This is a genomic window from Rhodoblastus sphagnicola, from assembly GCF_002937075.1.
GTDB lineage: Bacteria > Pseudomonadota > Alphaproteobacteria > Rhizobiales > Beijerinckiaceae > Rhodoblastus > Rhodoblastus sphagnicola.
The window spans coordinates 20,523-33,829 of record NZ_NHSJ01000107.1 but is presented as its reverse complement, the minus strand read 5'-3'; the positions used below and the strand labels follow the sequence as shown (position 1 = coordinate 33,829).

15 protein-coding genes, 1 tRNA gene and 1 pseudogene are annotated in these 13,307 nt (G+C 62.9%); 13 read left to right on the top strand and 4 right to left on the bottom strand.

The annotated features are described in order from the left end of the window. The first annotated feature begins 3 nt into the window (after nucleotides 1-3). From CCR94_RS17705 to CCR94_RS17685, 5 genes are read left to right on the top strand one after another with little or no spacing between them, the layout of a single operon-like run. Entirely contained in the window at nucleotides 4-771 is a 768-nt protein-coding gene (locus tag CCR94_RS17705) for a biotin--[acetyl-CoA-carboxylase] ligase (RefSeq protein ID WP_104509171.1), read from the top strand. A gap of 14 nt (nucleotides 772-785) precedes the next feature. Continuing rightward, a complete protein-coding gene (locus CCR94_RS17700; protein WP_104509170.1) occupies nucleotides 786-2,453 on the top strand; it encodes a ribonuclease J in 1,668 nt (555 codons plus the stop codon). A gap of 13 nt (nucleotides 2,454-2,466) precedes the next feature. Then, nucleotides 2,467-2,871 (top strand): methylmalonyl-CoA epimerase, encoded by a 405-nt coding sequence (mce, locus tag CCR94_RS17695; RefSeq protein ID WP_104509169.1) that lies wholly within the window; start codon nucleotides 2,467-2,469, stop codon nucleotides 2,869-2,871. 14 nt (nucleotides 2,872-2,885) lie between these two features. After that, the gene (locus CCR94_RS17690) at nucleotides 2,886-3,317 is read left to right on the top strand and encodes an acyl-CoA thioesterase (RefSeq protein ID WP_104509168.1); all 432 of its coding nucleotides are present in this window, start codon (nucleotides 2,886-2,888) and stop codon (nucleotides 3,315-3,317) included. A 58-nt stretch (nucleotides 3,318-3,375) separates the two neighbouring features. Continuing rightward, complete coding sequence (locus tag CCR94_RS17685) at nucleotides 3,376-4,428, top strand: potassium channel family protein (protein ID WP_104509167.1); 1,053 nt, start codon at nucleotides 3,376-3,378, stop codon at nucleotides 4,426-4,428. 18 nt (nucleotides 4,429-4,446) lie between these two features. On the opposite strand, the gene CCR94_RS17680 is transcribed toward CCR94_RS17685, so the two are convergent. Together CCR94_RS17680 and CCR94_RS17675 are read right to left on the bottom strand one after the other, a co-directional pair. After that, nucleotides 4,447-5,370 carry a COX15/CtaA family protein gene (locus tag CCR94_RS17680; RefSeq protein WP_104509166.1) on the bottom strand — a complete coding sequence of 308 codons (924 nt, stop codon included), beginning with the start codon at nucleotides 5,368-5,370 and terminating at the stop codon, nucleotides 4,447-4,449. A gap of 148 nt (nucleotides 5,371-5,518) precedes the next feature. Further along, nucleotides 5,519-6,040 carry a Spy/CpxP family protein refolding chaperone gene (locus CCR94_RS17675; protein WP_104509165.1) on the bottom strand — a complete coding sequence of 174 codons (522 nt, stop codon included), beginning with the start codon at nucleotides 6,038-6,040 and terminating at the stop codon, nucleotides 5,519-5,521. Nucleotides 6,041-6,178: 138 nt separating this feature from the next. Between CCR94_RS17675 and CCR94_RS17670 the strand changes: the two genes are divergently transcribed. The 6 genes and pseudogenes from CCR94_RS17670 (at nucleotide 6,179) to CCR94_RS17655 (ending at nucleotide 9,447) form a co-directional block, all read left to right on the top strand. Further along, nucleotides 6,179-6,388 (top strand): DUF2842 domain-containing protein, encoded by a 210-nt coding sequence (locus tag CCR94_RS17670; protein ID WP_104509164.1) that lies wholly within the window; start codon nucleotides 6,179-6,181, stop codon nucleotides 6,386-6,388. A 141-nt stretch (nucleotides 6,389-6,529) separates the two neighbouring features. After that, nucleotides 6,530-6,700, top strand: coding sequence for a hypothetical protein (locus tag CCR94_RS25190; protein WP_158254816.1), 171 nt, complete (start codon nucleotides 6,530-6,532; stop codon nucleotides 6,698-6,700). A gap of 335 nt (nucleotides 6,701-7,035) precedes the next feature. After that, nucleotides 7,036-7,464: pseudogene (locus CCR94_RS26465) on the top strand (PAS domain S-box protein); the annotation flags it as partial. A gap of 213 nt (nucleotides 7,465-7,677) precedes the next feature. After that, entirely contained in the window at nucleotides 7,678-8,235 is a 558-nt protein-coding gene (locus CCR94_RS26095; protein WP_244594117.1) for a sensor histidine kinase, read from the top strand. A 116-nt stretch (nucleotides 8,236-8,351) separates the two neighbouring features. Further along, entirely contained in the window at nucleotides 8,352-8,849 is a 498-nt protein-coding gene (locus tag CCR94_RS17660; protein ID WP_104509163.1) for a response regulator, read from the top strand. A gap of 181 nt (nucleotides 8,850-9,030) precedes the next feature. Then, nucleotides 9,031-9,447, top strand: a complete 417-nt coding sequence (locus CCR94_RS17655) for a response regulator (protein WP_104509162.1) — start codon at nucleotides 9,031-9,033, stop codon at nucleotides 9,445-9,447. A gap of 135 nt (nucleotides 9,448-9,582) precedes the next feature. Here the strand turns inward: CCR94_RS17655 and CCR94_RS17650 are convergent, their stop codons facing one another. Continuing rightward, nucleotides 9,583-10,620, bottom strand: a complete 1,038-nt coding sequence (locus tag CCR94_RS17650) for a polysaccharide deacetylase family protein (RefSeq protein WP_104509161.1) — start codon at nucleotides 10,618-10,620, stop codon at nucleotides 9,583-9,585. Nucleotides 10,621-10,670: 50 nt separating this feature from the next. On the opposite strand from CCR94_RS17650, the gene CCR94_RS17645 reads away from it, so the two are divergent. Together CCR94_RS17645 and CCR94_RS17640 are read left to right on the top strand one after the other, a co-directional pair. After that, on the top strand, nucleotides 10,671-11,807 hold the full coding sequence (locus CCR94_RS17645) for a GNAT family N-acetyltransferase (RefSeq protein WP_104509160.1): 1,137 nt from the start codon (nucleotides 10,671-10,673) through the stop codon (nucleotides 11,805-11,807). A 40-nt stretch (nucleotides 11,808-11,847) separates the two neighbouring features. Continuing rightward, nucleotides 11,848-11,923, top strand: a tRNA-Lys gene (locus CCR94_RS17640). A 133-nt stretch (nucleotides 11,924-12,056) separates the two neighbouring features. Here CCR94_RS17640 and CCR94_RS17635 read toward each other — a convergent pair. Continuing rightward, nucleotides 12,057-13,214: a tyrosine-type recombinase/integrase gene (locus CCR94_RS17635; RefSeq protein ID WP_146090079.1), complete on the bottom strand. Its 1,158-nt coding sequence runs from the start codon at nucleotides 13,212-13,214 to the stop codon at nucleotides 12,057-12,059. Nucleotides 13,215-13,307 lie beyond the last annotated feature (93 nt).

Below are 13,307 nucleotides of genomic sequence, written 5' to 3'. Positions count from 1 at the left end.
GCTTTGGACCTCGGGAAAGGCGCCGTCCGGTCGGGCTACCGGCTGGAACATTTCGAAGTGCTGGGATCGACCAATGACGAGGCGGCCGCAAGGGTCGCCTCGGGAGATCCCGGCCGTCTGTGGATCGTCGCCGACCGCCAGACCAAGGGCCGTGGACGGCTCGGTCGCGTCTGGGTTTCGCCGCCAGGAAATCTTTTCGCCAGCCTGCTCTTGATCGAGCCCTGCGCGCGCGAAAAAGCGCCGCAACTCGGCTTCGTCGCAGGCGTGGCGCTGGCGGACGCCCTGCGAAACCTGCTCGGCGGCGACCCCAGACTCACGCTGAAATGGCCGAATGACGCGCTCTACGACGGCGCCAAACTCTCCGGCCTGCTGCTCGAAAGTTTTGCGCAAACCACCTTCGGTTGCGTCATCGGCTTTGGCGTCAATTGCGCTGACCATCCCGACGACACGCCCTATCCCGCCACCAGTTTGAAAGCCATGGGCGCGCGCGCCGACCGCGACGCGGTTTTCGTCGCGCTGTCGAATTCCCTGGCTGGCTGGCTCGACCTCTGGTCGCGCGGCGACAATTTCCCCGCCATTCGCCGCGCCTGGCTCGATGTCGCCGGCGGCCTCGACGCGCCGGCAAAAGTCATGCGTAACGGAAATGTCATGGAAGGGACGTTTCGCGGCATTGACGCGCACGGGCGTATGCTATTGGAAAGTCATGACGGAAAATTGGTTACGATAGAGGCGGGCGATCTCAGCTTCGCGCCGCCCTTACCTGTGAGATGAAGGGTATAATTTAAATGTCTTCCGGACAGGAGGAATTGGTTTTCGCCCCGCTCGGGGGCTTGGGCGAAATCGGCATGAACATGGCGCTCTACGGGTTCGGAGGCCCTGGCAAGCGCAAATACATTCTGGTCGATTGCGGCGTGGCCTTCGCCCATACCGACATGCCCGGCGTCGACCTGATCCTGCCCGATCCCGTCTTCATCGAGAAGCACCGCAAGGATCTGCTCGGCATCGTCATCACCCACGCCCATGAGGACCATGTCGGCGCCATCGCCGCGCTGTGGCCGCGCCTGGGCTGCCCGGTCTATGCCACGGCCTTCGCCACCGGCCTGTTGCAGACCCGCCGCCTCGCCGAACCGGGCGCGCCGAAAATCCCGATCCAGATCGTGACGCAGGGCGACCGTCTGCAACTCGGACCGTTCGAGGTCGAATTCGTGGCGATGTCGCATTCGATCCCCGAAGCCTGCCTGTTGGCGATTCGCACGCCGGTCGGAACGGTGGTCCATTCCGGCGACTGGAAACTGGACGAGCATCCGGGCCTCGGCCGTCCAACCGACATAGCGCGCCTGAAAGCGATCGGCGACGAGGGGGTTTTGGCCCTCATCAGCGATTCCACCAATATTTTGCGCGAAGGCGAGAGCCCGTCGGAAGCCGACGTCGCCGAAATCCTCCGCGAAAAAATTTCGGCGGCGCAGGGCAGGGTGCTCGTCACCACTTTCGCCTCCAACATTGCGCGTCTCCGCGCCGTCTGCCTGGCCGCGCAAGAGGCCGGTCGGCAAGTGGTGCTGGCCGGACGCGCCATGGAGCGTTCGCTCGCCGTGGCGCGCGACTGCGGCTATCTCGACGGCGTGCCGGAGACGCTGACGCTGGAAAGTTTCGCCCGCCTGCCGGCGAAAAAGGTGCTGGTGCTGGCGACCGGCAGCCAGGGCGAGGCGCGCGCCGCCATGTCGCGCATCATTCGCGGCGACCATGCCGTAAAACTTAGCGCCAACGATCTCGCTATTTTTTCCTCGCGCACCATTCCCGGCAACGAGCGCGAGGTGGGGACCATCATCAACGCCCTGATCCTGCAAGGGGTGGATGTGGTGACGGGCTATGACGCGCTGGTGCATTGCTCCGGCCATCCCCGGCGCGGCGAGGTCGAGCAACTCTATCAATGGCTGCGTCCGAAAATCGCCATCCCCGCCCACGGCGAGCCGCTGCATCTGCGGGTTCACGCCGCCTTCGCCCGCCAGATGGGGGTGGAGCACGTGCTGACGGCGCATAATGGCGACATGATCTCGCTCGGCCCCGACGCGCCCGGCCACCTGCCGCAAGTCGCCCATGGCAAGCTCTATCGCGATGGCGAAGTGATCCTCCCGGAGAGCGACGATTGCTTCCGCCAGCGCCATCGCCTCGCGGCGGCGGGCATTGTCAGCATCGCCTTCGCTGTCAATGGCAAGGGCGACGTGCTGGGCACGCCGGACGTGGTCAGCTTCGGTCTGCCGCAAAAGGGCGCCGACGGCCGCCCCATGGATGACGTGATTGACCGCGCCCTGTTCGAGACCCTAGACTCGCTGCCGAAAGCGAAGAAAAGGGATCCGGACGCCGCCTGCACCGCGGTGGAGAAATCCGTGCGCGCGGCGGTCTCCGGCGTTTGGGGCAAGAAACCGCACGTTCACGTGCTGGCGATCGAAATTTAGGGGGGGAAGCATCATGATCGGACGTTTGAACCATGTCGCCATTGCCGTGAAAGACATTGCGGCGGCCTCGAAAACCTATCGCGACGTGCTCGGCGCGCAGGTGTCCGACCCGATCGCGCAACCGGATCACGGCGTCACCGTGGTCTTCATCCAACTGCCCAACACCAAGATCGAACTTTTAGAACCGCTTGGTGAAAAAAGCCCGATTCTGAAATTCCTCGAAAAAAACCCCGATGGCGGCATGCATCACCTCTGCTACGAGGTCGAGGACATTTTGGCCGCCCGCGACAAACTCAAGGCGGCGGGCGCCCGCGTGATCGGCGACGGCAACCCGAAAACCGGCGCCCACGGCAAGCCGGTGCTGTTCCTGCATCCCAAGGACTTTAATGGGACGCTGGTCGAGATCGAGCAGGTCTGAGTCGAGGGGGAAGGATGAGCGCGAAACCCGAAACCCCGGTTTTGACCGACTTCCCCTTTCGCACCCGCGAAAAATTGCGCTACGGCGACACTGACCGGCAGGGCCACGTCAACAACGCGGTCTTCGCCACCTTTTTCGAGACCGCCCGCGTCGACATGCTGATGGACGTCGATTTCGACCTGAAGGGCGAGAACGGCGCCTTTGTGCTGGCGCGGCTCGAAATCGATTATGTGCGCGAGATCAACTGGCCCGGCGAGGTCGAGATCGGCACGCGAATCGTTTCCATCGGCCGCTCATCCTTGCGACTTGAACATGCGGTGTTCGACAGCGGCGACTATGCGGCGCACGGCGTCGATGTGACGGTGTTGACCGACACGACCACCCGCCGCTCCAAACCTTTTTCGGATGAAGCCCGCGCCTGGCTGGAGGCGCGCGTCAAGGTATAATTTAGCTGGATCGCCGCCGTTTCGTCCGGCATAGAATGGGGCGAATCAACGGTCTGCCATGTCCTCCGGCTTCCTCGCGTCACCGCTTCGCAACGTCATCGCCGGCATCCTGTTTGTGCTGGCGGTGTCGACTGTCGCCGTGATCGCCTATGTGGCGCAGGGCTGGAGCCTGGGCGACGCCGTCTATATGGTCGTCACGACCGTCTATACGGTCGGCTATGGCGAGGTGCGGCCCATCCAGACGCCGGCCTTGCGCGCCATCACCATCGCCCTGGTCGCGGCGGGCTGCACCGGCATGGTCTTCACCACCGGTTCGCTGATTCAGCTCATCACCGCCTCCCAGTTTCAGCAGATGTTCGGGAACCGCCGCATGCAGAAGGAAATCGATGGTCTGAAGGACCATGTCGTGATCTGCGGCTTCGGCCGCATCGGCCAGATGCTCTCCCACGAACTCAAGGCGGCGCGGATGTCTTTCGTCGTCATCGACCATGATCCCGAACGGATGGAGGCGGCGCGCAAATCCGACCATAGTTTCCTTCAGGCCGACGCCACCGACGAGGAAACGCTCAAGCGCGCCGGGATAGCCAGGGCCAAGGCGCTCGCCACCGTCCTGCCGGAGGACGCGGCCAACGTCTTCATCACGCTCTCCGCGCGCGCGCTCAACCCCGACGTTTTCATCATCGCGCGCGCCCAATTGCCCTCGACCGAACGCAAGCTGATGCAGGCCGGCGCGAATCGCGTGGTGCTGCCGGCGCGCATCGGCGCCGAGCGCGTGGCGGAACTGCTGCTGTTCGACGACATCAACAGCATTGTCGCGCGCATGCGCGCCGGCGGCAACGATCGCCTCGCCGCCGACCTGCGCATGCTCGGCCTGGACATGGAGGTGATCGCGGTGGAGGCCGGCAGCGCCTGCGACAAGCGCACGGTCGGGGAGATCGAAAAGCTCGGCGCCGGCGCCTTTCTCATCGTGGCGCTGGAGAGGCGCGGCGGCGGCGCGCTGATCCAGCCGGAACCGGCGACTTTTGTCGAGGCCGGCGACGGCCTCTGCATCGTCCGCCGCCCGGAAAAGGCGCAAATGCTGGAAGATTTGTTCGCGGCGGCTGGCAAGTGATTTGTTGATTGAGCGGATTTACCCCAGCTTGCGCCGGTGGATCGTCGCCAGCGCCAGCACGCCGATGGCCAGCGCCTGATGCGCCAGCGCGGCGGGAAGCGGCGCGGCCGGCGCCATCGCCCCCAGCCCCGCCTGCGCCACGACAAGCCCCGCCAAGACCAGGGCCCGCCGCACCGCGCGCCGCGCCAATCGCTCGCGGCTGATATGAAAGGCGTGGAACAGGCTGACCAGCACGATGAGAGAAGCGGTCATGCGATGCTGGAATTGCATCGTGACGGGATTGTCGAAAAAATTGGTCCAGAACGGGGAAAGGCTGAACGCTTCGCCGGCGGGCGGGAAAAAGCGCCCATCCGTCAGCGGCCAGATGTTGAAGGTCAAGCCCGCCGGCGCGCCCGCCACCAGCGCGCCAAAACCAATCTGCGCGAACGCCAGCGCCAGCAGCAGGCCCGCCTCGAACCGGAAGCCCCGCGCATCCCGGCCCATCGGGTCGCGGAAACCGGGACGCAACCCCTCGGCGGTCCACAAGACCGCGATGAAGGCGAGCGCGGCGAGCAACGGATCAAGGGCGCGCCACGCCTGCGTCCCTTCCGTGCGCCCAGCAAGGCCCGAGGACTCCAGCCACCAGCCGACAAAACCTTGCAGCGCGCCCAGCGCCAGAATGACCAGCAAGCGTCCGCGCAAGCCGTCCCTGACAAACCCTTTCAGCCAGAACAACACGAGCGGCAGGGCGAAGGCGACTCCGATCGTCCGCTCCAGCAGACGATGCCCCGAGTCCCCAGGCAAAATGGTCTTGAAGCGCGCCAGATCCATGTCCGGAGCCAGCCGCGCGGCGGCGCCGACCAGCATCATCAGGGCGATCAGCCAAGCGACCACAAACAGCCAGCGCCTGACAAATGCGGGCGGGGCGGCGGAAGCGACGGCGCGGCCAGAGGTCTGCAACATGGGTGATTTCCAGAACGCGGCCTAAATCTATCCCGGACGACGCGGCGCGCAAAGAAAAACCGCGCCGAGGGGGGCTTCGGCGCGGTTTCCCTTGATCCGGGCGGCGGGTTCTGGGGAGGGGGCATTCGAACCCGAGCCCGGAAGCTCGTCAGTCCTTGTCGCGGGGAGGCGGACCCATCTCATCATGCGTGTCGCCGGTCGTCACGTCGAGAGGACCGTGACTCTCATGCCGGCTGATCTCGTCGAACTGGCCCTTCTGCCGCTCATTGAGGCTGTTGTAGAAGGCGAGCAGTTTCGGCGCCTCGGCCTTCAGCGCGTCGAGTCGGGCCTGCAACCGCGCCTGGCGGAACTCAAGCCGCTTGTCGAAGCTCAGTTCGGCGGGCTTGGCGGCGCAGATGGCGGCGCGGCCCTCGGTCATGGCTTTGACGCGCACATCCTGCGCGTCCTTGAACGCGGCTTTCTGCGCATCGGTCAGTTTCAGGCGCCGCGCCAGGGTGTCGGCGTGCTCCTTGTGTATTTCGGCGATTTTGTCGCCGAATTTCTCGTCCGAGCAGAAACTCTCGTGACCCGGCCGGTCGCCGTGATCGCCCCAGGCGGCTTGCGCCGGGGGCAGCGCGTAAGCGGCGGCGCCGCAGGCCAGAGCAATGGACGCAATTCTTACAAGACGCATTTTGGTCTCCAATCGGGTTGGCCTTCGCTTTACCCTTGGCGACCTTTCTATGACCCGCCGGCTGAATCCTGCATGAACGACTTGAGGAAAAATTGTGTTCGCGGGATAAAGCCGCTCGTCGAACCCTGTGGAGCCCTCATGACCAGCCGCACGCGAAAACTGATCGGAGCCGTGATCATGCTCACCTTCGTGGTGATCTATGCGCTGTTCGCCATGGTGCTGGCGCAGTATACGGCGATGAAGATGGAGAACGGCGCGCTGCGCTTCGTGATCTTCGCCGCGCTGGGTTTGGGCTGGGCGCTGCCGATGATGCCGCTGATCAAATGGATGGAAGGCAAGGGCGACTGATCGAGGCGCGCGCATGGCGTGGTCGGCGCCGGGGAAAACAAGAAAGTGAAAATGGGGTGAAAACCGCGTCTCGCGCGCCATGTTCCTGTTTTGTTTCATGTGAAACGGGGTCTTGATCGTGCAAGCGATTGATTTATCATAATGATCGTCAATCCGCCCATGATCGCTCCTGGATACAACCGGCTGCGCGAACCGGCAAAAATCATGCGGAAACGCATCGAAATTTGCTCATTTTCGTCCAAAACCATCGCGGAATCGCGCGTTTTTCTCGCCGAAGAGCAACCTGTGGTAGAAATTTTCATGACGCGCTGATCGAGCGCCGTCGGCGCGACGTCCTTGCAGGCGTGTATTGCGCGCAATCCGCCATAACCGGAATTTCGTGGCTGGCTCGGTAAACTGAAAACGCCGCCGCCCGCGCGCCAGCTTTTTGGTTTGACGCATTATCTTCGCGCGAACCGGCGCCCGCTTCGCGCGAAGACGCTTTCATCGTTGCAAGAGATGTCCGGCCGGCGCACGATGATGTTGAAACTATGGCTTTGCAGTTTAATTAGCTATAGCTTCGCGGTTTTGTTAACGAAATTTCAATCATTGGTTGTGTTTTCGCGGGAGTTGCGTAGATTCGTTCAGGGTGTCTGCATCCTGATTCGATGCAAGCAAACAAAGCCGTTCAGATTCAACGAAACAGCATTTCGTCGCCAAAAACGGGCGAAGGCGGGGAAATGGCGAATACACAGAAGAATTGCGCGCGCGAACCGTCGCCTGCCAAGGATATTTTTCGCTTGGCGGTCGAATCCTGTCCCGCCGCGATGATCATGATCGGTGCGGGCGGTTTGATCAGCCTGGCGAACGCCGAATGCGAACGGATGTTCAATTACCAGCGCAATGAAATGATCGGCGCGCCCATCGAGTCGCTCATACCGGCAAGACTGCGACAGGATCATCTCGCTCACCGCGCCGGATTCGCCAAAACGCCGAGCAAGCGGCAGATGGGGGTGGGGCGCGATCTCTACGCCGTTCGGTCGGATGGGACGGAATTTCCCGTCGAAATTGGTCTGACCCCTTTCGAAGCGCCAGACGGACCGGGCGTCATGGCGTTCGTGATCGATATCAGCGCGCGGCGGGAGTCCGAACGGGCGATCGGCAAATATACGGAAGAACTGGAGCGCGCCAACGAGGGGCTTGCCCGGTTCGCCTATGCGGCTTCGCACGATATTCAGGAACCGCTTCGCAAGATCGCGACCTTCTCCCACATCCAGAAGGATGCGCTGGCCCGGAACGACATGGCCCAAGTGGCGTTTGCCGCCGGGATCATGCAGGAATCGGCGCTGCACGCGCGCGGCCTTGTCGCGGATCTCCTGAATTTATCGAGGTCGATCAATGCTGAATACGACCTTGAACCCGTGCCGATCAAAACAGCGGTCAGCGAGGCTCTGGATAATCTTTCGCAGGCCATCAAAGACAAGAACGCCGTGTTGGAGGTTGATCTCGACGACTTCGAGATCGACGCCGATCGGTGGCAAATCGTTTCCCTGATCCAGAACCTCGTCTCGAACGCCCTGAAATATCATAAGCCCGGTCAAAGGCCGGTCATCAGGATCTCGGCCAGAAGCGGGACGCCAAAGGGGCGCGTTCTTTCCGTCGCCGATGAAGGCATCGGCTTCAGTATGCTGTATCTGAAGGATATTTTCGAGCCGTTCAAGCGGTTGCATTCCCGCGATGACTATCCGGGTTCGGGAATTGGTCTGGCGATCTGCAAGACCATCGCGGCGCGGCACAAATGGACATTGACGGCCCATGGGACGCCTTTGATTGGCGCGAAATTCGAAATCGGCTTCGTCCCGGCCTGAGCGTCTGCGTTGGTTGACGACATGCGTGTGCGGAATGCGGAGCCCCCGTTTGAGGGGGACCGCAAGCGACGGCAGGTCAGGAAGGCTCACCTGTCGAAACAGCCAGAAGTCAACGAATGAAGGCAGGAACCATGGACATAGCGACCAGCATGAAGGCCGTTGTCTCGCCGCCGCGCGACGACGATTCAACCCTCGAACATTATTTTCCCCAGCATCGGGAATCGATCCGCGTCTTGCTGATCGACGACGATGGCGGCGATGCGGCGATGATCAAGACCTTGATGGCCAATTCGAAGCAACTGGATTTTTCTCTCGTGACCTGCCGATCGGTCGAGGAGGGGAGAAACGCGATCGAGCAAAGCGAATTCGATGTCGCGCTGATCGACTATTGGCTGGGGTATGAGACATCCATCGGCTTCATTCACGCCTTCTCGCAAAGCCAGCCTGTCCCGTGCGTCCTCCTGACCGGACTCGATACGCCGGAAATCCGGCGGATCGCCTTCCGCGCCGGCGTCGCGGCGTTTCTCGCCAAGGATGGTCTTTCGATCCAGGCCATCGAAGGCGTGACGATGGCGGTCCTTCGCCGAGACATTGGCCTGTCTCGCGCCGTCTGAGGATCGGACTTGTCTTCAGACGATGTCTCGCGCGCGAACCGACAAGACAGGACAAGCGCGTTCACACGCGGAAAGCGCGAGTCCTTTCGGGTCGGACGCATCGCGGTCTCGTTGAGAGATTAAGGCCGCTCCGGCTCGCGCCAAGCTTGCCGCATTTCAAAATTACGCCCGGGAGGCGCGAATGTTCAGGATCTTGCTGATCGAGGATGACCTGGTCGATGTGTACCTGTTCAAGACCGCGCTGGAACAATCGATGGCGAAGGACGCGGTCGCGGTCGAACATGTCTGCGATGGACTTGAGGCGGTCCTTCGCGTTTCCAGACTCGACGTCATGGACAAACTCCCCGACGTCCTCGTCCTCGATTTGAACATGCCCCGTTTCGACGGGATCAGTTTCCTGCATTCGCTGCGCAAATCGCTGCTGCTGCAAGCCCTTCCGGTTTTCGTTCTGACGACATCGACCGAAAGCGATCGGCACAGGGAGGCGACAAGCGCCGGCGCCAACAGGGTCTATGTCAAACCCGACCGCTTGGATGCGCTGGCGGCGATCACCAGGGAAATCGTTGACGCCAGCATGGCGTTGAATTCGGTTCATTGAGCCCCGGTCCAAAATTCCGTTTCGTCAGGACAATCGGCTTCGCGCCGCGACCAGACCGCTCAAATGGCGGCGCTTCTTGCCCGGCGCCGTCAGCGCCGATGAAACGAAACGCGGGATTTTCTCAGTAAGTGGTCCTCAGGCGGTATTGACCCGTCGCCCCCGGTTCCACAGGGCGAAGGGCGCGCCCGACAGCAGAATGTCGAAAAAGTCGAGGTTCTGCCAAAGCCCGTTCACGGACACACGGGGCAGGGCGTGCAGACAGGCCGCGTGCTCCGGAAAGATCATGCCGGGCCGGGTGGTGACGGCGCTGGAAAAGCCCAGTTCGGCGGCGAGCGCGAATTCGCGCGGCCCGGCGGAGGTGGGATCGCCGACCGGATAGGCGAAATGCGGGCAGGCGCGGCCCAACCCGGCCTCCAGCACGCGCCGGCTCTCCGCCATCTCCGCGCGGGCGAGATCCTCCGGAATCTGCCGCAACCGTGGATGCGTCATCGAATGCGCGCCGAAGGACGCAAGCTCGCATCCGGCGAGGCGCTTCAGCCCGTCCCAGTCGAGGCAAAGTTGGTCCGCCAGCGCGACGGAATCGATCTCCGCGCGGTCCCGCAAAACCGCGACGCCGTCGCGCAGCGCCTGCTCGCCCTGCGCGCGAAGAGTCCAGTAAATCCTGTCGAACGCCACGGCCTTCTCGCGCGCGTCGCGCGCGGAAAAAACGCGCCCGCCCAGTTCGACGCGGTCGAGCCGGCGCAAAGCCTCCTCCAACTCCACCCACCACAGCCGCGCCGCGCGCGAAACGAGGCCGGGGGCGATGTAAGTCATGAAGGGCGCGCGATGGCGTTGCAGCACGGGCAGGGCGTGTTCGGCGACATCGCGAAACCCGTCGTCGAAGGTCAGCACGGCGAACGCCGCGCCCTCGCCGGAGACCAGCCGCCGCAGCGCTTCATCCAGCGTCACGATCTGCAAACCGCTGGCGCGCACGCGGGCGAGCGCGGCGTCGAAAAATTCGGGCGTGATCTCCAGAAGCGCGTTGGGCGCGAAAGCCTCGTCCTCCGCCGGACGCACCCGGTGAAACGTGAGAATGACGCCGCGCCCGGAAAAGGCGCCGCGCGCGAGACGGTGGAGGCCCGCGGCGCGAAACAGCGAAAAACCGGCGGCGATCATGCGGCGTTTCAGGCTCATGAACGGAGTTTAGCAAGGGCGCGTTGATCCTTTGTTGCTAAAACCGTCGCATGGAAGCTTTCGCTGACATCGAGATTTTCCGCGACCCGCGTCAGGCCCTGGCCGACTGGCGCGCCCTCGCGCCGGAGCGGCTGGCTTCGTTCTGTCAATCCGAAACTTTCCTGCTGAACTGGCTGGCGGCCCATGGCGCGGCGGTCGAGCCGTTCTTCATCGCGGCGCGCGACGCGGCGGGCGCGCCCGTCGCGATGCTGCAACTCGGCCTTTACCGTTTCGGCCCGCTGCGCATCGCGCAATTCCTGGGCGGCAAGGACTCCAACTACAATCTCGGCCTGTTCCGCGACCCCGCGGCCTTCAGCGCGGCAGATGTCGCGGCCCTGCTGCGCGCGGCGGCGCGCCAGCCCGACGGCCCGCATCTCTACCGCCTGCTCAACATGCCAATAACCTGGAACGGCGTGGAAAATCCGCTGACGCGCCTGCCGCGTCAGCCCAGCCCCAGCCCCGCCTATTGCACGGCTCTGGCCGAGGACGGCGAAGCCTTTCTCGCCGGAAAACTTTCCCCCGAGACGCGCAAAAAACTGCGCAAAAAGGAAAAACGCCTGACGGACCGGGGCGCGCTGACCTATTTTCGCGCGGCGCCGGAGCAGTCCGACGCCATCCTCGACGCGTTCTTCACGCAGAAGCAGCACAGTTACGCGCTGGGCGACGCGGAGGAGATTGCACGCAAGCGAAAATTTTATCGGGGGATGGCGGGGCAGGGGCTGGAGTTGGAGTTGCATGTTTTGGCGCTGGACGGCCGCCCGATTGCGATGCTGGCGGCGGCGCTGAACGGCGATCGGCTACAAGGCCAGTTCAATTCCTTCGACCCCGATCCGGAGATCGCGAAATCCAGCCCCGGCGACCTGCTGCTGATGCGCATCCTGCGCGAGTCCTGCGCGCGCGGTCTCAAAACCTTCGATCTTGGCCTGGGCGAAGCGCGTTACAAGACGATGTTCTGCGGCGAGCGCGAGGAAATGGTGGACGTGCTGTTCGCATCGAGCGCGGCGGGCGCGCTGGCGAAACCCATTCTGGCGGCGAGTCTGCGGGCGAAGGCGGCGATCAAGACGAACGCGAGGCTGTGGCCCGCGATCCAGCGCCTACGCCGCCGCGCCGCGCGCGGGGACGCAGGCAAGGTCGGGATTAGGTCTTGACCGCCCGCGTCAAGCCCTGTAACTCCCACGAACCCTTTGAGAGCGCGTAGCTCAGCCGGTAGAGCATCTGACTTTTAATCAGAGGGTCTCGGGTTCGAACCCCGACGCGCTCACCACTCAAAGGGTTGAAACTCTTGGGGTTTCGGACTCGAAAGAGGCCTCCTAAAAGGAGGTCTTTTTTGTTGGTTTGCAGTAGTTTGTAAAACCCATTCTGCAAACCGCCCAGTTCAAACGGACAGAGGGATCGACTTAGGCGTCGGTCCTTGAGAAATTTTTCTTCTTCGCCTCGATCTTCTGCATGGCGGAGAGCGACTGAGTCTTCGTCTTTGGCAGGTACTTGTCGATGATCGTCTGAACCTCTCCGAGCTTGTGCCCAGTGATGGATGCGATCTCGGGGACCGTGCAGCCGGCCTCGGCCGCGTGCAGGACGAAGGTGCCCCGCAGGTCGTGGAAGTGCAGGTCCGTGATCCCCGCCGACGTCTTGGCCCGCCCGAACACAGTCTTGAAACCGTCCTCCGTCCAACGCTCGCTCGACCGCTTGGTGGGGATCAGCATGGCATTGGTCCTGTCCCGTCGCGGGAGCCGGTCGAGGATTTCCTGAAGGCTGGCCAGCACCGGGATGATGACCTTCACGCCGCCCTGCCCACGACGCTTGCTCTTGCTCTGGATCAGGGTGATGACTTCGCCGTCGAAGTCGTCCCAGGTGAGTTGCAGCAAGTCGCCCATGCGCTGCCCGGTCCACTCGGCCAACTCCACAACGTCCCATACCTGCTTGGGAGCGACCGCCTTCAGCTTCGCGAGGTGCTCGGGCATCCAAACCTTATCCGACCGATCCGAGGCATAGAGCTTGCCCCCTCCGAGGCAGGGGTTGACCTTGATCTCCTGCCGGTCGATGCCGAAGTTGAATAGGCGCTTGAGCATCGTCCAGCAAGCGTCCGCCGTGCGCGGCTTGTCCATCATGTCGTTGCGCCAGTCGAGGAAGTCCTTCCGCGCCCCGAACTCGTCCACCGCCCGAAGGGGCATGTCGCCGAACTTGGCTCCGATTTTGTCGAGCAGGTGCGTGTAATCGGTCTTCGTCTTCACGGACAGGTTGCCGAAGTAGATTGGGTCCGTCTTGAATTTGGCGATGAGGTCTTGGACGAAAGGCCCTTTGATGGCAAGAGCCGTCTGCGCCGGCCCCTCGCGCTGCTGGAGAAGCTCCGCGAACCTGATCTTGAACTGCTTTGAGTTGAAGGGGTAGGGCTTGCCCGTGATGGGATCGGTGATCCTGGGGCCGCCACGCCACGCATAGTAATAGGTTTCGACCTCGCCCGAGGCGAGCTTCTTGTTGACCTTACAAGGTCCCTGGCTTTTTGGACGCGCCATCCTTGAGCCGACCTCATTCTGCCCAGGCTGCAACTGGCTCACTATGGGTTAGTCCAGACATCTTGTCGATAGCCGCGTCAATGGCTCCGCAATGCCCACTTGCTTGTTTCTCCAGCCTGTAAAGGACCAGGTGAC